Annotated in this window: 19 protein-coding genes; 8 read left to right on the top strand and 11 right to left on the bottom strand. The window is 67.7% G+C overall.

The window, feature by feature from the left end:
- Window positions 1–80 precede the first annotated feature (80 nt).
- The 3 genes from AC1D2F_RS02520 (at window position 81) to AC1D2F_RS02530 (ending at window position 2,865) form a co-directional block, all read left to right on the top strand.
- Entirely contained in the window at window positions 81–341 is a 261-nt protein-coding gene (locus tag AC1D2F_RS02520; protein ID WP_229993489.1) for a hypothetical protein, read from the top strand.
- Window positions 342–680: 339 nt separating this feature from the next.
- Complete coding sequence (locus tag AC1D2F_RS02525) at window positions 681–1,817, top strand: magnesium and cobalt transport protein CorA (RefSeq protein ID WP_414645522.1); 1,137 nt, start codon at window positions 681–683, stop codon at window positions 1,815–1,817.
- Window positions 1,818–2,013: 196 nt separating this feature from the next.
- The gene (locus AC1D2F_RS02530; RefSeq protein WP_476966088.1) at window positions 2,014–2,865 is read left to right on the top strand and encodes a universal stress protein; all 852 of its coding nucleotides are present in this window, start codon (window positions 2,014–2,016) and stop codon (window positions 2,863–2,865) included.
- A 61-nt stretch (window positions 2,866–2,926) separates the two neighbouring features.
- Here the strand turns inward: AC1D2F_RS02530 and AC1D2F_RS02535 are convergent, their stop codons facing one another.
- A complete protein-coding gene (locus AC1D2F_RS02535) occupies window positions 2,927–3,985 on the bottom strand; it encodes a magnesium and cobalt transport protein CorA (protein ID WP_229993492.1) in 1,059 nt (352 codons plus the stop codon).
- A gap of 395 nt (window positions 3,986–4,380) precedes the next feature.
- Here AC1D2F_RS02535 and AC1D2F_RS02540 point away from each other — a divergent pair, with 395 nt between their 5' ends.
- Window positions 4,381–6,357: an APC family permease gene (locus AC1D2F_RS02540; RefSeq protein WP_229993493.1), complete on the top strand. Its 1,977-nt coding sequence runs from the start codon at window positions 4,381–4,383 to the stop codon at window positions 6,355–6,357.
- A 165-nt stretch (window positions 6,358–6,522) separates the two neighbouring features.
- On the opposite strand, the gene AC1D2F_RS02545 is transcribed toward AC1D2F_RS02540, so the two are convergent.
- The 7 genes from AC1D2F_RS02545 to AC1D2F_RS02575 all read right to left on the bottom strand — a co-directional run bounded on the left by AC1D2F_RS02545 (window position 6,523) and on the right by AC1D2F_RS02575 (window position 14,205).
- Window positions 6,523–6,726 (bottom strand): cold-shock protein, encoded by a 204-nt coding sequence (locus AC1D2F_RS02545; protein ID WP_009357211.1) that lies wholly within the window; start codon window positions 6,724–6,726, stop codon window positions 6,523–6,525.
- Window positions 6,727–6,873: 147 nt separating this feature from the next.
- Window positions 6,874–7,827, bottom strand: coding sequence for an alpha/beta fold hydrolase (locus tag AC1D2F_RS02550; protein ID WP_229993494.1), 954 nt, complete (start codon window positions 7,825–7,827; stop codon window positions 6,874–6,876).
- Between the two features lie 26 nt (window positions 7,828–7,853).
- Window positions 7,854–10,658 (bottom strand): PEP/pyruvate-binding domain-containing protein, encoded by a 2,805-nt coding sequence (locus AC1D2F_RS02555; protein WP_476966089.1) that lies wholly within the window; start codon window positions 10,656–10,658, stop codon window positions 7,854–7,856.
- A 120-nt stretch (window positions 10,659–10,778) separates the two neighbouring features.
- Entirely contained in the window at window positions 10,779–11,135 is a 357-nt protein-coding gene (locus AC1D2F_RS02560) for a hypothetical protein (protein ID WP_229993496.1), read from the bottom strand.
- Between the two features lie 81 nt (window positions 11,136–11,216).
- A complete protein-coding gene (locus AC1D2F_RS02565) occupies window positions 11,217–12,272 on the bottom strand; it encodes a zinc-dependent alcohol dehydrogenase family protein (protein ID WP_229993497.1) in 1,056 nt (351 codons plus the stop codon).
- A 104-nt stretch (window positions 12,273–12,376) separates the two neighbouring features.
- A complete protein-coding gene (locus AC1D2F_RS02570) occupies window positions 12,377–13,003 on the bottom strand; it encodes a response regulator (protein WP_229993498.1) in 627 nt (208 codons plus the stop codon).
- Window positions 13,000–14,205 (bottom strand): sensor histidine kinase, encoded by a 1,206-nt coding sequence (locus tag AC1D2F_RS02575; RefSeq protein WP_476966090.1) that lies wholly within the window; start codon window positions 14,203–14,205, stop codon window positions 13,000–13,002. The genes AC1D2F_RS02570 and AC1D2F_RS02575 overlap by 4 nt, the downstream gene beginning before the upstream one ends.
- Window positions 14,206–14,423: 218 nt before the next feature.
- Here AC1D2F_RS02575 and AC1D2F_RS02580 point away from each other — a divergent pair, with 218 nt between their 5' ends.
- The 3 genes from AC1D2F_RS02580 to AC1D2F_RS02590 all read left to right on the top strand — a co-directional run bounded on the left by AC1D2F_RS02580 (window position 14,424) and on the right by AC1D2F_RS02590 (window position 15,811).
- Complete coding sequence (locus AC1D2F_RS02580) at window positions 14,424–15,005, top strand: GlcG/HbpS family heme-binding protein (RefSeq protein WP_476966105.1); 582 nt, start codon at window positions 14,424–14,426, stop codon at window positions 15,003–15,005.
- Window positions 15,006–15,114: 109 nt separating this feature from the next.
- Window positions 15,115–15,303 carry a hypothetical protein gene (locus tag AC1D2F_RS02585; protein ID WP_356815805.1) on the top strand — a complete coding sequence of 63 codons (189 nt, stop codon included), beginning with the start codon at window positions 15,115–15,117 and terminating at the stop codon, window positions 15,301–15,303.
- Entirely contained in the window at window positions 15,293–15,811 is a 519-nt protein-coding gene (locus tag AC1D2F_RS02590) for an ankyrin repeat domain-containing protein (protein WP_356815803.1), read from the top strand. Before AC1D2F_RS02585 ends, AC1D2F_RS02590 begins: the two co-directional genes overlap by 11 nt.
- Window positions 15,812–15,924: 113 nt before the next feature.
- On the opposite strand, the gene AC1D2F_RS02595 is transcribed toward AC1D2F_RS02590, so the two are convergent.
- The 3 genes from AC1D2F_RS02595 to AC1D2F_RS02605 are packed head-to-tail and all read right to left on the bottom strand — an operon-like array spanning window position 15,925 to window position 18,614.
- Complete coding sequence (locus tag AC1D2F_RS02595) at window positions 15,925–17,115, bottom strand: acetyl-CoA acetyltransferase (RefSeq protein ID WP_476966091.1); 1,191 nt, start codon at window positions 17,113–17,115, stop codon at window positions 15,925–15,927.
- Window positions 17,112–17,822 carry a CoA transferase subunit B gene (locus tag AC1D2F_RS02600; protein ID WP_229995096.1) on the bottom strand — a complete coding sequence of 237 codons (711 nt, stop codon included), beginning with the start codon at window positions 17,820–17,822 and terminating at the stop codon, window positions 17,112–17,114. Before AC1D2F_RS02600 ends, AC1D2F_RS02595 begins: the two co-directional genes overlap by 4 nt.
- A 45-nt stretch (window positions 17,823–17,867) precedes the next feature.
- Complete coding sequence (locus AC1D2F_RS02605) at window positions 17,868–18,614, bottom strand: CoA transferase subunit A (RefSeq protein ID WP_476966092.1); 747 nt, start codon at window positions 18,612–18,614, stop codon at window positions 17,868–17,870.
- Window positions 18,615–18,837: 223 nt separating this feature from the next.
- On the opposite strand from AC1D2F_RS02605, the gene AC1D2F_RS02610 reads away from it, so the two are divergent.
- Window positions 18,838–19,608, top strand: a complete 771-nt coding sequence (locus tag AC1D2F_RS02610) for an IclR family transcriptional regulator (RefSeq protein ID WP_476966106.1) — start codon at window positions 18,838–18,840, stop codon at window positions 19,606–19,608.
- Window positions 19,609–19,869: the final 261 nt, after the last annotated feature.

The raw sequence follows: 19,869 nt of genomic DNA on the forward strand, positions 1-19,869 counted from the left end.
TACATTAGGCGCAGATCTACAATGTCTCCCCGGTACGCTTCGTTCTCCACCGAACTCGACCGAAAGGCTGGCGCAACCCAATGAAATTGGCCATCGAATACTCGTTTCGGCTCCGGTTCCAGGACGACATTCACCAAGTCGTCGTCCCTGCCGAACGGCTTTTGAATGTTCCTCTCAACATCGAGGCTGTCCGCCAAGTGGTGGAAGGCGATGACACCTTACTGAGCGAGCTCTTCCGGGACTTCGCACATGAATACCGGCAGATGGCCAAGGATCCCGGCTATTGGTCCCAAGAGCTGGAACGAACCAACGAGACGATCAGACTGGTGGAAGTCGTCTGAGAATGAGGCGCGCCAGCCTTAGCAAGAATTTGCTGCGGTACTCGGGGCATCGTGCTGTGTGCGATGTTCAAGCGCCGCAGGTGGCTCTGACTTGCCGCCTGGGGATTTTTTGTCCGGCCGGGACCGGCCGTGATGTAATGGGCAGGATTTTGTAGGGTTTCACCTGAGGGAGAGGACGTGTCGCGTGTACACCGAGCCTCCAAGTACCGGCGCCGGGGACATCTCCTCTCCCGCCTGAACCCCGTGTCCCGGGTTCCACACGTCATCCGAACGTAGCCCACGGCGGGAGAGGCCATCTTGGCCATCTCACCCTGCACTTCCTACGTCTGGACCGCCACCATGAATGCTCGCCGCATTTCCACGCGCCTGTACAAGCTCGCTTCCCGCCCCCGCCCGGACATCGGAGTCCCCGCTGCGGCCTCTGCCGGGACCCGGGACCTGGCAGCCGCGGGCCGGCCCAGCCTTGTCGACAGCGGCATCTATCTGGACGGCAGGCGGGTGTCCTCGCCGATGACGCTGCAGGAGACGTTCCAGGAACTGGGCCGCTTCGAGGGATCCATGGCGTGGATCGGTCTCGTCCGGCCGGAGGCTTCTGAGCTGCAGTCTCTGGCCGCCGAATTCGACCTGCATGAACTCGCCGTGGAAGACGCCGTCGTGGCCCATCAGCGATCCAAGCTCGAACGCTACGGCGACACCCTCTTTGTGGTCCTGCGGGCAGCCCGCTATCTGGATTCGCGCGAAGAGATCGAATTCAGCGAACTCCACGTCTTCGTTGGCCCGAACTTCATCATCACCGTGCGCCACGGCGGGTCGCCGGATCTGGTGCAGGTCCGCCGGCGCCTCGAGCACGACGCAACTTTGCTGCGGCTGGGCCCGGAGGCTGTGCTCTACGCGATCCTGGATGCCGTCGTGGACGACTACGCCCCTGTGGTCTCGGGCCTGGAGAACGATATCGACGAAATCGAAACCGAAGTCTTCGGCGGCGACCCCGCCGTGTCCCGGCGCATCTACGAGCTCTCCCGCGAAGTGATCGAATTCCAACGCTCGACCCACCCGCTGACGCGCATCCTTGAGGCCCTAGCCGGCGGCTTCACGAAATACGGGATCGCCGACGACCTGCAGCAATACTTGCGCGACGTCGCCGACCACACAGCCCAGGTCAACGAACGCATCGACGGCTTCCGGTTCATGCTCAGGGACATCCTTACTGTCAACGCGACCCTCGTCGCACAGAGCCAGAATGAGGAAATGAAACACCTCGCGGAGTCCAGCAACGCCCAGAACGAAGAGGTGAAGAAGATCTCCGCCTGGGCCGCCATACTGTTCGCCCCGACCCTCGTGGGCACTGTGTACGGCATGAACTTCGAGAACATGCCCGAGCTGCACTGGGAGTACGGTTATCCGCTTTCGGTCGCTTCGATGATCGCCGTCAGCACCATCCTGTATCGGATCTTCAGAAAGCGCAGCTGGATCTAAGCTGAATTAGCCTCAGCTGCCGGCGTGCCGTTCATCGCAGCGGCACCTGCTTTTGAAAGCCGTCATCGCGGCTGTTTGCGATCCCCTGGACCCGTGCCGGGGGGCCTTCCGGCCCTAGGCTGCGCGAGGACAACGCCGGGATATTGGATGTACTGGCAAGTTCCCCGAAGGGCATGGAATCGTGCACAGCCGGATCGTGGTTGGTGTCGATAATTCCAAGGCCGGTCACGCCGCATTGGAGTGGGCGGCCAGGCGGGCCGCCCAGTTTCATGTACCCCTGAATCTGGTGCGTGTCGTTCCTGGTCCGTGGTCCTTCCGGCACGCCGACCGGTATCAGGAGGCCATGAACCGGGCCGCTGAGCTGCTGGCTGCGGAAGCCCAGCGGGTGTCGGCGCTGGACCCCGCGGTCCCGGTCAGCACGACTCTCGGGACAGGAGAGACAGCCAGGACCCTTCGGCGGCTCTCTGGGGATTCGGACATGGTCGTGGTAGGAACCGACAGGCGCCCGGACAGGCACGGTGAGGGCTTCGGGTCGGTCAGTTTTCAGACGGCCGCCATCAGCAACTGCGTGGTGGCGGTCGTGCCCGCGGCCGGCGACGAAGACCGGTCCGGTGTTGTCGTCGGCACCGACGGGTCCGCGGACGCGGCCGTCGCGGTGGAATGGGCCGCCGCGGAGGCGCTCCGCCTTGGCCAGGACCTGATGGTGGTCCATGTCTGCAACGGTCAGGAAGAACCCGGCGGCGGGCCAGCAGGCTCCGGAGCCGACGGAATGGCCACGGATACCTGCCCGGTTCTGGCTGAAGCCGTCGCCAGTTTGGCCCAGGACCATCCCGGATTGCGGGTTAACCCGGTGCTGGAGAGCGGCAGGTACCCGGCGCCGGCCCTGGTCAGGGCCGGCGCGCATGCCGTGCTCCTCGTCATTGGATGCAAAGGCCGCGGTGGCCTGGACGTCCTGGTGGGTTCGGTTGCCCGGGATGTCCTCATGGATGTTCAATGCCCGACGCTTATCACCCGCCCGGTGCAGCACCAGCGGTCTTCCGGCACCTGAAGGCCCGGGGTGCCGGGTCGGAGCACGTCCGATGACAGTTGCCGGGATCTCGCCTGGCAGTTCAGAGCCACTTGCGGTGCTTGAACGAAAGGTACAGGACGACACCCATGGCGAGCATGAGGCCGAGCGCGAACGGGTAACCCATCGACCAGGCCAGTTCGGGCATGACGTCGAAGTTCATCCCGTATACGGTTCCCACGAGGGTGGGAGCGAAGAGGATGGCGGCCCAAGCAGAGATCTTCTTGACTTCCTCGTTTTGGCTCAGGCCCGCTTCGGAGAGGTGCCGCATCTCCTCGTTCTGGGCCAGGCTCAATTCAGAGAGACGCTGCATCTCCTCGTTCTGCTGCTGGGCCACCAGCGTTGCGTGGACGGTCAGCGCGCTCTGAAGCAGAACACGGAAAGCATCGACGCGTTCCACGACGCGGATGACGTGGTCATGGACGTCCCTCAGCCTGCGCTGCAGCTCCAGATCAAGATGGTATTTCTCCGCACCGCGTTCAAGGGCCTCCAGCATGGGCCGAATCGGGTGCGTGGCGCGCTGGAACTCGATGACTTCCCGGGAGAGCTCGTAGATCCGGCGGGCCACGTCCGGGCCGGCGCTGAACAGCTCGTCCTCGATCTCGTCGATGTCGTTTTCCAGGCCGGCGACGACGGGTTCATACTGGTCCGCGACTTCGTCCAGGATTGCGTACAGCACGGCCTGCGGGCCCAGCGCCAGCAGCTCCGGGGCGGCCTCCATCCGGCGGCGGACCTTGGCCAGGTTAGGGGACTCCGCATGTCGGACCGTGACCACGAAGTCCGGACCGACAAAGACGTGCAGCTCGCCGAACTCAACCTTCTCTACATCGTCCAGATACCGTGCCGGGCGCAGCACGGTGAACAGCGTGTCCCCGTAGCGTTCAAGTTTGGCCCGCTGGTGACCGTGGAGGGCATCCTCAACGGCAAGCTCGTGCAGGCTGAACTCGTTCGCAACCGATGTCAGTTCATCCAGGCCCGGACGGTACAGCCCGATCCACGCCATCCCCCCGCGTGCCCGCATGACCTCATACGTTTCATCCAGATTCTTGGGGTTGTCCGTCCGCAGACCGTCAACGTAGACGGCGTTGTCGATCATGGTCATGATGTCTGTCCCTCGCTCCTGCATGCAGCCCTGGCCGATCCCACAGCCAAGGCGCCGGCGGGTCCACTGTATCCGGACGCGGGACAACCCCGCAGGATCGCGCGGATGCGCGCACGATTCAGAGTCCAGACAGCTAGTCGCGCAGGGTGCCGGACGCGTTCCGGGTCCGAGTCCCCAACGCCGCCGCTGGACGTCGTAGGCCTTGACGAAGGCAACGCGGGTGAGATCGATGAGGCGGGGGCCGCGAAGGCGGAGAACACTTCGCCTTCGCGGTGGGCTATACCTTGCCCGCGTTAAGGAACCGTCAGGATTGTTCGCCTGGCGGTAGCGGCGGCTGCCGGGGCTGGTACTGTCGCGGACGGAAGCGGCGCGGTGCGCCGCGTAGAAAGGACATCATGACCACGCTCAGTCGGCCCCCGGCAGATCCTTCGGCGCCCCGGCCGGGCGCAGGGGAGCACTTCAGGAACTGGCTGCTGTTCGGCCTCCAGGACGCCAAGGGAATCCACCAAGGGCCCGGGGCCGTGAGCGACAGCCACCTGAAGAAACACACGTGGTGGCAGGTCATGTGCCTGACCGGCGTGGATTACTTTTCCACCCTGGGCTACCAGCCCGCCATTGCCGCGCTCGCGGCCGGCGTGATTTCGCCGCTGGCCACCCTGGTCCTCGTCGCCGTCACCCTGCTGGGCGCATTGCCGGTGTACCGACGTGTCGCTGGCGAAAGTCCGCGCGGTGAAGGGTCCATCGCCATGCTGGAGCGGCTGTTGCCGCGCTGGGGCGGGAAACTGCTCGTCCTGGTGCTGCTCGGCTTCGCCGCCACAGACTTCATGATCACCATGACGCTCTCCGCCGCCGACGCGACCGCTCACGCCATCGAAAACCCCTTCGCCCCCGACTGGATGCAAGGCCAGAACGTCGCGGTCACGCTCGTCTTCCTGGCCCTGCTCGCCGCGGTGTTCCTGCGCGGCTTCAAGGAGGCGATCGGCGTCGCCGTCGTCCTCGTGGGTATTTACCTCGGACTGAACGTGATCGTGGTCATAACAACGATCTTCGAGGTCATCAGCCACCCGGTGGCCGTGGACAACTGGTGGCTGGCCCTGACCACCCAGCACGGGAGCCCGCTGATGGTGGTGGGCATCGCGCTGCTGGTCTTCCCGAAGCTGGCCCTGGGACTCTCCGGGTTCGAGACCGGGGTCGCCGTCATGCCGCAGATCCGCGGTCACGCCACGGACACCGAGGAGAACCCTGAGGGCCGGATCAAGGGGGCCCGCCGACTGCTGACGACGGCGGCCCTCATCATGAGTGCCTTCCTCATCACGACCAGCTTCACCACGGTGGTGCTGATCCCGGCGCAGGAATTCCAGCCGGGCGGGCAGGCGAACGGGCGTGCCCTGGCTTACCTCGCCCACCAATACCTGGGCGACGGATTCGGCACCGTCTACGACATCAGTACCATTGCCATCCTGTGGTTTGCCGGCGCCTCGGCCATGGCCGGGCTCCTGAACCTCGTGCCGCGCTATCTGCCCCGGTACGGCATGGCTCCGGAATGGGCCCGCGCGGTCCGGCCGCTGGTCCTGGTGTTCACGCTCGTGGGGTTCCTGATCACCTGGCTGTTCGACGCCGACGTCGACGCCCAGGGCGGCGCCTACGCCACCGGCGTCCTGGTCCTGATGACATCGGCGGCGATTGCCGTGACGTTGTCCGCGCGCAGCCGGCGGCAGCGTAAGCGCAGTATCGGCTTCGGCGTCATCGCCGTCGTGTTTATCTACACCACGGTGGCCAACATCTTCGAACGGCCCGAAGGCATTCGGATCGCGGCGCTCTTCATCGTCGGGATCATCGTGATCTCCCTGCTCTCCCGCCTCCGGCGCTCCTTCGAGCTCCACGCCACTCACGTGCGGATGGACACCCCTGCCCTGGAATTCCTGGCCGCCAATGAATCGGGCCCCATCGCGATCATTGCCCACGAACCCCTGCGGCTGAGCGCCGAGGCGTACCGGGACAAGCTCACGTCCGCCATTGAGGTCAGCCACCTCCCGGTGGACTACCAGGCGATATTCCTCGAAGTCGTGGTGGACGACTCGTCGGACTTTGAGACCGCGCTCGAGGTCCGCGGGGTGATCCGGCATGGGTACCAGATCCTGGAGGTCCACGGGCCTGTTGTACCGAACACGATCGCCTCCGTGCTGCTGCACATCCGCGATGTCACCGGGCTGATGCCGCACATCTACTTCCGATGGACGGAGGGAAACCCGTTCACCAACCTCCTGCGGTTCCTGGCGTTCGGCGAAGGCGAAATCGCGCCGGTCACCCGTGAAGTGCTGCGCGAGGCCGAGCCGGACGTCACAAAGCGTCCCTGGGTCCACGTCGGCTGACACCGGGCCCTTGAGCCGGGCGCCCGTGGAGCCGGGCCCCTTGAGCAGTGCGCCCGGCAGCAGGGGCCGGCGAACACAAACGCCCCTCCGGAGGAGTCCTCCGGAGGGGCGTTGTGGTCTTCGGGGAAGTGTCCCGGCCAGGCGGCCGGGGCAATTCCAACGTACTTAGAGCGGGCGGATGTTCTCAGCCTGCGGGCCTTTCGGGCCCTGCGTGACGTCGAATTCAACCTTCTGGTTCTCGTCCAGCGAGCGGTAGCCGCTGGTGGCGATTGCCGAGTAGTGGGCGAAAACGTCGGCCGACCCGTCATCCGGGGCAATGAAGCCAAAACCCTTTTCGGCGTTGAACCATTTAACTGTGCCTGTAGCCATGCCTTTATCCTTCTGAAATGCTGCTGATCTCCGGCGGCCCTGCGGCCAACGGCTGCGGAGACATTCGTCCGCTGTCCCCAACGTACGGTGCGACGGGCCGCGGTGCAAGGGTCTAGCGACGGTCTTCGTCTCGGCCGCTTGCTTCAGTCATGCGGAGACGGAGGCGTCGAAGAGCTCAATCAGGTCCCGGCTTATCTGGTACGGCGAGGTTTCGCTGGGGCTGTGGCCGCCGCGGTAGACCGCAATTCGCGCCCCGATCGACTGCGCGAAGTTGCGGTGCAGCGCCAGCGGCCAGAGGTCGTGTTCGCCGACGGCGACAAGCTTCGGAAGCGTCGCGGCGGCCAGGACACGCCGCAGATCCGGTGTGTGCTTCATGAGGCCGATGATGTCAATGACGGAGGCGCGGCGCGTAAACGCGAACCGGCTCTTCACGAACCGCAGCCGTTTGGGCGCCACACGGGCAACGTTCCTGCGGATACCCCAAATCATCAACGCTGTGCCGACCCTGCTGCTGACCCAGCGACTGAACCAGCCGGCCAGGCGCAGGCCGCGGAAACTCTGACCCGGCTCGGGCGGGCAGCTGATCAAGGTCAGGCTGCGGAATTTCTCTGGCCGGTGGGCGAAGGCCAGTTGGACTACGATCGCCGCGAAGGAGTATCCCACGACGTGCACCGCGCCTTCTTCGGCATCCAGCATGGCGAGGAGGTCGTCGCGGAAGAGTTCGTAATCGTAGCGGCGCCGGGGCGGAACGAGGTTTTCCGGCCCGGCCGGGGCGGATTCATACTGCCCGGCGATGTCGCAGCTGAGGACGAAATAGCCGGCCCCTGCGAGCTCGGGCAGCATGAGGATGAAGTCTTCCTTGGAGCCGGTTGCACCCGGGATGAGCACGACCCGCGGGTTCCCGGGATCTCCGGTGGAGATGGTCGCCAGCGTGCCGCTGGGCGCCGCGAACTCACCGCGCACCACGCCTTTCGGGAGTTCGGCCCAGTCGAAGTCGGGCAACGCGGCGTCCCGGCGGGCGGCATCGTCCACCAGTCCCGAACCGAAGCCCTCGGGCTCGGGAAATGGTGTGCCCTCTGCGTTGCGGCCGACAGACACCATAGACCTAACATAGCCCCTTCATCTGCTTAGCCGGCCAGGCTGCCGGCGGCTTTCGCGGGGGAGCGCGGGGCATCCACCTGGCGCACCGTTCCCGCGGATCCGTCCACGGTCACCCTCTGGCCGGTCCGGAGCCGGGTGGTAGCGTCCGGCACGCCCACCACGGCCGGGATGCCGTATTCGCGGGCCACCACTGCGCCGTGCGAGATCACCCCGCCCATCTCCATCACCAGGGCGCCGGCGGTCATGAACAGGGGTGTCCACCCAGGGTCGGTGGAAGGTGCCACGAGGATTTCCCCGGGCTCCAGGTGGGCGCCCACCGGATCCAGGATGACCCGGACCGTTCCGGTGGCGGTACCGGCCGACGCCGGTGTCCCGGCGAGGGCGCCGGAGGCGGGGGACTTGGCCATCACGGCGGCCTCCACGTCCGTGCCGTCGGAGAGCAGCAGCCGGGGAATCCGGCGCCTGCGCAGTTCGACGTCGTAGAGCCGGCGGCGGTCCGCGACGATGCCCTTGAGGTCGGCCCCCCGCAAGCCCACCCGGACCTCGTCGAATTCGAGGAAATACACATCGTCCGCGGCGGCAACCGAACCGGTCCGGGCCAGTTCGGTACCGACCTCTTTGAGCTGGCGGCGCATTTCCGCGAGCGCGAGGACGATGTAGAACTTGGGCAGTTCGCGCAGCCCCGACAACTGCCGGGTCCGGCGCAGGCAGAACTCGACCTGATGCGCCCGGAACCGGCTGCGGGCCCTGGTCCGTTCCACAAGGTCGCGGATCCTGGCCTCGGCATGTTCCTCAGCGCGGGCGAACTGCCGGTCCGGGGCCTGTTCGGGGTCCTCAACGTGGAGGTAGTTCGAGATCATTCCGAAGATATGGTCCGGCTTCTCCGACCACCGCGGCATGCCAAGGTCTATCTCCGCTACGGCGCGGTGGCCGTAGCGGTCCAGGAACCCGTGCACGCCGGTCTGCGCCACCGCGGGCAGCGCGCCGGCCGCGTAGCTGGCAGCCAGTTCCTTCGGAGCGTGGGCCAGGAAAACCTCACGGGATGCGTCATTCGCGCCGATGGAGACGGCCAGTTGCCAGAGCTCAAGGTCCATCTCAGTGGTGACGTTGTTGGGCAGCCCCCGCAACACCGCCTCGAGTTCCCGCGGTTCCGCGATGCCGCGCAGCAGCCTCCGGGCACCCGCCAGCAGGAGGTAGCCAACGGACGGTCCGGGCAGCGTCGCCTGGATCAACCCGTCCACGGTGTTATCCAGGATGCGCTGGGCGTGATCGAGCCGGCCAAAGGTGGTTGCCGGTTCCGGCAGTACGAGCTCCGCTTCGAGGCGATTTCCGTAGTCGAAGGCGCTGCGCAGTTCGGCGGCGGGCCGTACCGCGGCCCGCAGCATGGCTGGAATCAGCCGGACCGTCATGCCCAGGTTGGCCATACGTGCCGCAGTGTTCGCTGCAGCGCCGACCTTCCCGGGCTTCCGCGGGACCGGCGCGCCCGGTACGGCCGGACGGGTTCGCCGGGACGGCCGTGGGCGCACGCCGAACCGCGGGTCATCCAGGAGCGCCGGGAAAACCGCGCCGGACCTCCCGTCCGCCAGCGGGAGCATTCGCAGCAGGTAGCGGCGGCCGTATTTGTTGTGAACCAGGGGCGTCATGTCTATGTACATGCGCAGCCCTGGGTTTACGTACTGCCACGGCCCATTTCGGTTCCTCATGGAGCCCAGCACCGAGAGCCCCATCGGGGTGAGCGGCCGGGTCAGGCCCTGGAGCAGCGTGCCGCACAGGTACACACGGGTTTCAGCCGAGGCCGCCGACTCTGTGCCAAGGGGTTCGGGAGCGGCCGGGTCCGGCAGCGGGTACAACGTGGTGATCGGCCGCGACTGGGTCACCCAGATCTTGCCGGCGGCGTCAATCACCCATTCCATATCCTGGGGTGCGCCGAAGAGCCGCTGGACGGTATCGCCCAGCGCCGTGAGTTCGCGGATCCGGGCGTCGTCCAGGCTCGGCCGCCGCCTGGCCGCGGTCCTTTCCGGGGAGCGGAGCAGGATGCGTCCGGTGGCCGTATCCACGACGAAATGGTCCGGGTTCACGCTGCCGGAGACCACCGCCTGGCCGGGCCCGGCGCTCGCATCGATGACCGTTTCGGTCCGGGTGCCGGTCACCGGATTGGCGGTGAACAGCACGCCGGCGGTGGCGGCAGCGACGACGTCCTGGACGACGACGGCGAGCCCGACGTCGCGGTGGCTGATCGCGTTGGCGCAGCGGTAGGCCACGGCCCGTTCGGTCCAGAGTGAGGCCCAGCAGCGGCGGGCGGACTCGACCACGGCATCGGCTCCGGAAATGTTGAGGAAGGAATCCTGTTGTCCGGCGAAGCTGGCGAAGGGCAGGTCCTCGGCGGTGGCGGAGGACCGTACCGCCACGGCGGCGCCGCTGCCGAGCGCGGCATACGCGGCGCGGAGGGCGGCATCGACGTCGGCGGGAATCGGCGCGGTCACGATCATTTCCCGCGCCTGCCTCGCCAGCTCGCCCAGGTCAGGTCCGTTGTGGTCCGAGACGGCGTGGCCCGGCTGGCCGTCGTTCGGTTCGCCGTCGTTCGGTTCGCCGTCGTTCGGGGATCCGGGCTGCGCGGCGTCCAGGCGGGCCGCCAGTGCGTCCAGTTCGGCCGGGGCGGCCTTCCGGTAGGCGGCCGTGGTGAGGCAGAAGCCGCGCGGCACAGGGAACCCGGCCGCGGTGAGCTTGCCGAGGTTCACGGCCTTGCCGCCGACGAGTTGCAGGGGAGTGGAGCCCAATGCACTGAGATCCACGACGAAGCTTTCCGGCGCCCTGCCCTCTGCAGAACCCATTTTCCTGCTCCCACGTCCTGTCCGCGTATTCAAGCCGCGTATCCAGGCCGCGGCTTGAAGCCGTGGCCGGTTCCCGGTCCTGCGCCCGGTGCGGCACCCCTGCCAAGTGTTGCTGCAGGCCTACTGGCCGGCGTCGGCCTCGCCGGTGTCCTCCCACATGAGATCCAGGTTGCGGAAGACCGGCGGACCGTCGCACAGGGCGGCCATCTTCGCGGCGAATTCGGAGGTCTCGGGCCGGTTGGAGTTCTCCATGGCGGACTCGTAGGAGTCGAATTCAACGATCGTGAGGTAGGTGCCGGGGCGGTCGCGGTCGGCGGTGGCCATGATGCGGCGGAAGGTCGGGGCCGTGGACCCCTCGGTTCTTGACGGGCGGCCGAGTTGTTCGATCTCCTCGATGCGGGACGACTGGAACTCGATGATCTGCACAAACCTGGCCATGACGGCTCCTCGACGGCGGCGGATGCTGATGCGCTTCACGCTAGACCCTCGCCCCTGCCCGTGCAAGGGCGGGGGCAAGCAGTCGCGCGGCCTCCGGCGCCGCCGCCGTCGTGGGTCCTGCTACGGGGTCAGCAGGACCTTGATGGCGCGCCGTTCGTCCATGGCGCGGTAGGCCTCGGGCGCCTCCTCGAGCGGCATGACCGAGTCGAACACCCGGCCCGGATTGATGGTGCCGTCCAGCACGTCGGCCAGCAGTTCCGGAATGTACGTCCGGGCCGGGGCCATGCCGCCGCCGATCGAGATGTTGGTGTCGAACAGGAAGCGCAGCGGGGCTTCGGCCCCGCCGGTGGGGACGCCCACAAAGCCGAGGGCGCCGCCCGGGCGGACGCTGTGCAGCGCCTGTTCCATGGATTCCTTGGTCCCCACACACTCCAGCACCGAGTCGGCCAGAACGCCGCCGAGCAGTTCGCGGACCTTGGCGACACCGTCGTCCCCGCGTTCGGCGACGATGTCCGTGGCCCCGAATTCGCGGGCGATCGCCTGCCGGTCGGCGTGCCGTGACATGGCGATGATCCGCTCCGCGCCGAGGCGCTTGGCGGCCAGCACGCCGCAGAGGCCGACGGCGCCGTCGCCGACCACGACGACCGTCCGGCCGGGCCCGGCCTTGGCGGCGAGGGCCGCGTGGTGGCCGGTGGCCATGACGTCAGAGAGCGTGAGCAGGCTGGCGCGGAGGGCATCGTCGGGATCGGTGACGCCCGGGACCTTGACCAGTGTGGACTCGGCGAGCGGCACGCGGACAGCCTGGCCCTGGCCGCCGTCGATCCCGTGACCGGCGTCATCTTTGCCGCCCCAGCCGGCGAGGCGGTCGCAAGCGACCGTGACGCCGTTGAGGCACTGGGGGCACTCGCCGCAGCTGACCACGAAGGGTGCGATCACGAGGTCGCCCACGGCAAGGTCCTTGACGTCCTCGCCGATGCTTTCCACCGTCCCGATGAACTCGTGTCCGATTGCGGACGGCTTGTGGGTGGGCTTGACCCCGCGGTAGGGCCACAGATCCGAGCCGCAGACGCAGGAGGCGGTGACCTTCACGATGACGTCGGTGGGCCGCTGGAGGGTGGGGTAGTCGCGGTCTTCGACTCGGATGTCGCCGGGACCGTGGATGATGGTGGCGCGCATGGGGGCTCCTCGCATGGTGGTGGGTGGGCTTGGACCGAGTTTAGTCGTCCCTGCGCGGCTGGCCGTTTCGAACCGTGGCCTGCGTCCCGGGCGGAGGGCGGCCGCTACCGCATGCCCTCGCGGCGGATCGCGGTGGCGATCGCCGCGGCCCGGGTTTCCACTCCGAGCTTGGCATAGATGTGCGCCAGGTGCGTTTTCACGGTGGCCTCGGAGATGAACAGCCGCTGGCCCAGCTCACGGTTGCTGAGGCCTTCGATCAGCAGGCTCAGCAGCTCGGCTTCGCGTGGCGTCAGGATTTCGTCCGGGTTCCGCAGCTGCTGGAACAGCCGTGACGCCACCGGGGCGCTCATCACGCTCTTGCCTTGGACCGCCCCCCGGATCGCGGCGAAGATCTCCTCTGGCGCGGCGTCCTTGAGCAGGTAGCCCATGGCGCCGGCGTCAACGGCGCGGACAATGTCAGCGTCCGAATCGTAGGTGGTGAACACCAGGACGGCCTGCCTGCTGTTGCGGCGGCGCAGCTGCTTGATGGCCTCGATGCCGTCCATGCCGGGCCCCATGGCGAGGTCCATCACCACCACGGCGGGACCGAGCTGCTCCATCTGGACCAGCGCCTCCTCGCCGGAGGCCGCCTCGGCCACGACCTGTATATCGGGCTGCGTTCCCAGCAGTGCCCTGAGCCCGCTGCGCACCACCAGATGGTCGTCCACCAGCAGGACGGTAATCGGATTCACTGTTCCTCCGCAGTTGGCAGTTGCGCGGCCACAATGGTTCCTTCGCCGGGGGTGCTTTCCACCGAGAATACGCCGCCCAGCCGTTCCACCCGCTGGCGCATGGCCCGGAGCCCGTAACCTCCCGCGTCCGACGGCGGTGCCAGCGACTGCGGGTCGAAGCCGGCGCCGTCGTCGTAAACATCCAGCGTGACGGCGCCGGGCAGGAAGCCCAGCGTCACCGTGGCGCTGGCCGCCGCTGCGTGGAGTTTGATGTTGGCCGCAGCGCTCTGGACCACGCGAAGCAGCGCGTGCCGGACATCCGCGGGGACTGGGCGCGGCTCGCCCGTGACCAGCAGACGCACGCCTGGGACGTACTGGGACGCCGCCTGAAGCAGGGCATCCGGCAGCGGTGCCGTGTCCAGCCCGGGGGAGGCGAGCTCGTGGACCAGGCTGCGGGTGTCCGCCAGGTTCCGGCGCAGCATTCCGCTGACGTTTTGGACGTCCGCGCGCGCCGCCGGGCTGGGCCATGACCTGTTCGCGGCTTCCAAAAGGAGGAGGCTGCTTGCCAGGCCCTGCGTCACGGTGTCGTGGATTTCGCGGGACACTCTCTCACGCTCCTCGACCGTGCCGGCCCTGCGCTCGCTGGCCGCCAGCCGGCCCTGCGCCAGCGACACCTCGGCGTGCAGCCGGCGCTGTTCGGTGGCGTCGTGCTCGATGCGGTCGTAGATCAGCGTCAGCATGACGCCGACGGCCAGCGGCCCCAGGAGCATGGCAATATCGCTGCCGCCGCTGAGCCGGTACAGCCCCACGGCGGTGGCTGCCGCCGTCGCGCCTCCCGCGAGGTACGCCACGGGGCCGCTGAAGGCGGTCCGGCACAAGAAGAACAGCGCGAACGAGCACCACGCGAAGCTTGGCGCCGCGATCACCAGCACCGCCCAAAGCGCCACCAGGACGAACATCCACACCGCCCACGGCCGGCGCCGCTGCGCGAGTACGGCGATCACGGCGTACAGCGAACACACCGCCGCGGCCAGGGCCAGCACCCACAGGTTGTCCGCCGGGCTGTGCCGCATCACGTAGCGGACCGCCGACGCCACAAGCAGGACGGCAAAACCAAGATGGACGACGGCGTCAATCCGGCCCAGCGGGCCGCTTCCGGCAGCGGTGTTGTGCGGGACGGTGGAGGGGCCCGGCGTGGGGAGGGCTGGTGAAGGGGAGGGCATGGGGTCCGGTTCCGGTGGAGGAGTGCTACCCACCATGCTATGACCAGCGCCGTTACTGGTCTCTCAGCCTTTTGGCTGATACGCCCAGCCCGATGGGGGAGGTTGCGGCAGACTAACGCCCGATGCCCTGCCAGGTCCTAAACGGAAGCATGGATTCGAGGCCCGGGGCACGAATCCGGGCAGTCCCCAGAACCTGATTCCAAGGAGTACTCGTGAAGATGTCCAAGAAAATCGCCGCTTCCGCTGCCGTCGGAGCACTGCTCCTGGCGGGCGGGCTGACGGCTGCAGCCAACGCCGGCACCCCAGCCGGCGCTCCTCCGGCGGCCGCCGCTCCCGCCGCTGTTCCCGCCGTCGACATCCAGCCGGTTCCCGAAACCGTGGTTGCCCAGAACCGGATCAGCGTCGGCGCCTCCGCTGACGCGGTCAAGGCCGCTCTGGCCAAGTGCCAGGTGGACAAGCTGCCGTTCGTCACGGTGGCCCTGGTGGACAGGTTCGGGACAGTGCAGGCCTTGCTCCGCGGCGACAATGCTGCCGAGCACACCATTGAAGCGGCGCAGCAGAAGGCCTATACGGCTGCCGCCTTCGGCACGCCCACCAGCGAACTTGCCAAGCGCATTAACGGCAACGGACCCAGCATCGCGGACCTCCCCGGCACCCTCTTCCTGGCCGGCGGAGTCCCGCTCAAGGTCAACGGGGTCTCCGTGGCCGGGATCGGCGTGGGCGGCGCCCCGGATGGCATGCTGGACGAAGGGTGCGCAACTGCCGGCGCCGAGGCCATCGCTGCCGGGGCCTCGAAGTAGGCGCTGGGTTCATGCAGCGGTGCAGGGCATGGCGGCGGGCACGGCAGGTATCCGTGGCGGTCATCGCAACAACAGTCCTGGCTGCCTGCCTGGCATCCTGCCAACAGGCTTGGGATCCCGGCCCGTTCGCGGCAGCGCCGTCGGCAAGTCCTCCAACGGTCGCGGCAACGCCGCCGGCAAGTCCTCCAACGGTGGCGGCAGCGCCGTCGGCAAGTCCTCCAACGGTCGCGGCAGCGCCGTCGGCAAGTCCACCAACGGCCGCGGCAACGCCGTCCACCGGTCCCGCCTTGTCCCCTGAGGCGCAGGCTGACCTCGACCAGAGGCTGATCCGGGCCGCGAAAGCCAACGATGCCGGCGCTGTAGCGGAGCTAATCCGGGCCGGGGGCAACGTCAACGCCAAGGACGCCCTCCAGGACTCGGCGTTCCTCTACGCAGGTGCAGAGGGTTTCAACGAGGTGCTCCAGCTGACCTTGGCCGCCGGTGCGGACGTGCGGAGCACCAACCGCTTCGGCGGAACGGCGCTGATTCCCGCCAGCGAACACGGGCACGTGGACACCGTAAAGATCCTGATCGCTGCGGGCGTGCCCGTGAACCACGTCAACAGCCTGGGCTGGACGGCCATGCAGGAAGCCGTCCTGCTCAACAATGGCGGGCCACGGCAGCAGGAGGTGGTGCGCCAGCTCCTCGAAGCCGGCGCAGACTCCGGCATCCGTGACCCCCAGGGCCGCACAGCCCTGGAGAACGCGGAACGCCTGGGCTTCGGCGCCATCGCGAAGCTGATCCGGGAGCGGGACCAGCCGCGGTGACGGTGCGGAATTTCCCCACCTTTGCCGCCGGTGGCCGCGCGGCGGCCCGGAACGCGCCGGTCAAGGCGGTCAAAGGTGGGGAGGTTCGGCGGCGCCTTGGTGTCCGTCCCCGGCTAGACGGCTTCGAGCACGCTGACGTAGTTGGCGATGCCCACGCCGCCCATGTTCTGCACCGCGGCCCGGCGCGGGTTGGCCAGCTGCATGGCGCCGGCCGTCCCGGTGAGCTGCATGGCGGCGATGACGTGCTGGGAGACGCCGGTGGCGCCGACGGGGTGGCCCTTGGCCTTGAGCCCGCCGGAGACGTTGACCGGCAGCTTGCCGTCCTTGAAGACCCAGCCTTCCTCGAGCGCCCGGGCCCCCTGGCCGCGTTCGGTCAGTCCCATGGCCTCGTACATCAGCAGTTCGGCGATGGTGAAGCAGTCGTGGACTTCCGCGAAGTCGAGCTCCTCCAGCCCGACGCCGGCCATCCCCAGGGCACGCTGCCAGGAAGCCCGCGTGGCGGCGAATTCGGTCGGGTCCCGGCGCTCGGCCGGGAAGAAGTCGTTCGCCTGGCCGAAGCCGGCGAGCCGGACCGGGGCGGTGACGCCCCCGGTCGGCGCGACGCTGAGGACGACGGCGGCGGCGCCGTCGGACACGGGGGAGCAGTCGGTGCGGCGCAGCGGATCTGCCACCATCGGGTTCTTGTCCGAGACGGTGCGGCAGAACTCCTCGCCGAGGTCCTTGCGGAGCTGGGCGTAGGGGTTGTCGACGCCGTTGCGGTGGTTCTTCGCCGCGATGGTGCCCAGGACGTCGCCGAGGCTGCCAGAGCCGTAGCGCTTCCCGTAGTGCTGCGCGACCTCGGCGAAGAGCCCCGTGAACCCAGTGGTGGAGGCCTTGCCGGCCATGTCGTAGTCCGCACCGAGCAGGGCCGCGCCCACGACGTCGGCCCCGGCCTGCGTCATCTTTTCGGCACCGATCACCAGGACGGTCTTCGCGGTGCCGGCCAGCAGGGACTTGGTGCCCTGCTGGAACGCGGCCGAGCCGGAGGCGCAGGCGTTCTCGACCCGCGTGGAGGGCACGTTGGCCAGCTGGTCCGAGACCTGTAACGCGAGCGAGGACGGGAAGGCCAGCGGCATCATGCCGGAGTTGAACTGGCCGAGGTAGATCTCATCGATCTGGCCGGCCTCGATCCTGGCGTTGCCGATCGCCTCGGTGGCGACCTGCACGATCAGGGACTCGAGGGTGTCGTCGGTCAGCTTGCCGAAGCGGCTGTGGCCCCAGCCGATGAGCAGGACATCCTTGCCGAACTGGTCTTTCAGGCTCATGCGCCTGCCACCTCCACTGTTTCTTCGATCTCAAGGGTTCCTTCGAGCTCCGGGCCGACGCCGAACTCTGCCTCGGTCTTTGCGCGGATCTCCTCCACGGTGACGCCGGGGGCCAGCCGGGTCAGCGTCAGCTGCCGGCCGGCGCCTGTTTCCTGTTCGTCCTTCACCAGGTCGAAGACCGCGAGGTCGCTGATGATGCGGTCCACGCAGCTGAGCCCGGTGAGCGGCAGCGTGCATTCCCTGACTATCTTGGCGGTGCCGTCCTTGGCGTTGTGCTCCGTCAGGACCACGACGCGCGGGGTGCCGGCCACGAGGTCCATGGCGCCTCCCATGCCCTTGACCATCTTGCCGGGGATGGTCCAGTTGGCGAGGTCGCCGGCGCCGGAGACCTGCATGGCGCCGAGGATCGCGACCTTGACGTGGCCGCCGCGGATCATGCCGAAGGACGTCGCGGAGTCGAAGATGCTGCCGCCAGGCAGAACGGTCACGGTCTGCTTGCCGGCGTTGATGAGGTCGGCGTCTTCCTCGCCCTCGTAGGGGAACGGGCCCATGCCGAGCAGCCCGTTCTCGCTCTGCAGGACAACGCGGACGCCGTCGGGCAGGTTGTTGGCCACCAGCGTGGGGATGCCGATGCCAAGGTTGACGTAGTCGCCGTCGTTCAGTTCTTCGGCCGCGATGGCGGCCATTTCATCTCGGGTCCAAGCCATGGTGATTCTCCTGAAAAGGTGTGGGTGGGCGGCGCGCAGGCCGGATTAGACGGTGACGGCGGATGCCGCTTGCGCCGCTTCTGCTTCCGCATCGCGGCGGGGGCGGACGGTGCGCTGTTCGATGTCCTTGACGCGGCCGCTGGCCTGGACCAGGCGCTGGACGAAGACGCCGGGGGTGATGATGTGGTTCGGGTCCAGCTGGCCGGGCTCGACGATCACTTCGGCTTCGGCGACCGTCACTGCGCCGGCCGTAGCCACCACCGGATTGAAGTTCTGGGCGGTGTAGCGGTAGATCAGGTTGCCGTCGGTGTCGGCGGTGTGGGCGTGGACCAGCGCGACGTCGGCCTTGATGGCGCGTTCCAGGACGAAAGTCTCGCCGTCGAACTCCGCCAGCGGCTTGCCTTCGGCGACCAGGGTGCCAACACCGGTCTTCGTGTAGAAGGCCGGGATGCCGGCGCCGCCGGCGCGCAGCCGCTCGGCGAGGGTGCCCTGCGGGGTGAACTCCACCTCCAGCTTGCCGGCGAGGTACTGCTCGGCGAAGAGCTTGTTTTCCCCGACGTAGGACGCGATGACTTTGCGGACCTGGCCGCCTTCGATCAGTATGCCGAGGCCCTTGCCGTCCACGCCCATGTTGTTGGAGACCACCGTCAGGTTCCTCACCCCGGAGTCCCGCACTGCCTCGATCAGGTCAGCGGGGATCCCGCTGAGGCCGAAACCGCCGACGGCGAGCGTCATGCCGTCCCGCAGCACGTCCAGCAAAGCGGCCGCTGCCCCGGATTTCACCTTTGACATTGCATCTCCTCATTGAGCTTTTGAGCCACCTGCGGCCGGGGCCCGGAGCCCGCCGCCGTGATCCACTTTGTGGACTATTCGTCTGAAGAAGGAGCCTATGGTGTGGCGTGGAGCACTGTCAACGCCGAATTTCCGCTTGGGCTGGTGCATTTTTACAGTGTGGACGGTAGGCTGATAGGTGTCCACAATGTGGATTAAATTCCGAGGAATCGCGAGGAAAATGATGAACTCCGTCCCCGTGCAGGGCGCCCAGGTGGTGAGCCGGGTCGCGGCCCTGCTGAGGATCGTGGGCCAGAAGCCGGAAGGCTCCCCGCTGGTGGAGCTGGTGCGTGACTCGGGGCTGACGCGCCCCACGGTGCACCGTCTGCTCAGCTCCCTGGCGGCCGAGGGCCTGCTGGACCAGGATCCGGGCAGCGGCAACTGGGTCCTGGGCCCGGAGATCCTGCTGCTGGGGTCCGTGGCCTCGGCGCGTTTCCCCCTGGAGGACATTGCGAGGCCGAGCCTCCGGCGCCTGGCCGAAGAGACCGGCGAGAGTGCGTTCTTCTCCATCCGCCGCGGCAACGAAACGGTGTGCCTGCTCCGGGAGGAAGGCAGCTTCCCGGTCCGTTCCTTCGTGCTGCATGAAGGCGTGCGGTTTCCGCTCGGGGTTGCCTCCGCCGGCACCGCCATCATGGCTTTCCTGCCGCCAGAAGAGCAGGAGGAACTGCTCGCAAACTGGGCAGCGCACGCCGGCAGTTTTGCGGCTGCGCACACCGAAGCGCGCGTCAGGGAAAACCTCGAAGCGACGCGGCAGGCCGGTTATTCGGTCAACCCGGGGCTGGTCCTGGAAGGCAGTTGGGGGATGGGCGCGGCGGTCTTCAACCAGCGGGGCCGCCCCGCCTGGGCACTGTCCCTCACCGGCATCGAGCCACGCTTCCGGGAAGACCGGCGCCCGCAGCTGGGGCGGCTGCTCATGGACGAGGCCCACCGCATCTCGACGCTGCTGCAGGGTTAGCCAGGCGCCTGACCCTCGCCAAGGGCCTGAATCTCGACGGCGCCGCCCGCCGCTCGATCGCCGCCCGGTGCCTGGCCGCCGCCCGGCCATCGTGGGGCACTTTGACGCGGACACGCCGGCAATTGAGACCGAAACGGTCCACCCAGGGTTCGAAGTGCCCCGGTTCGGCTCAGGCTACCTCGGACGGTTCACCTGGTCTCGAGGCTCTTGCGCAGGCGCCGGTTGTGCCAGAAGCTGGCAGCACAGCTCACAATCGCGTCG

It is taken from the genome of Arthrobacter sp. P1_B3 (assembly GCF_056406615.1).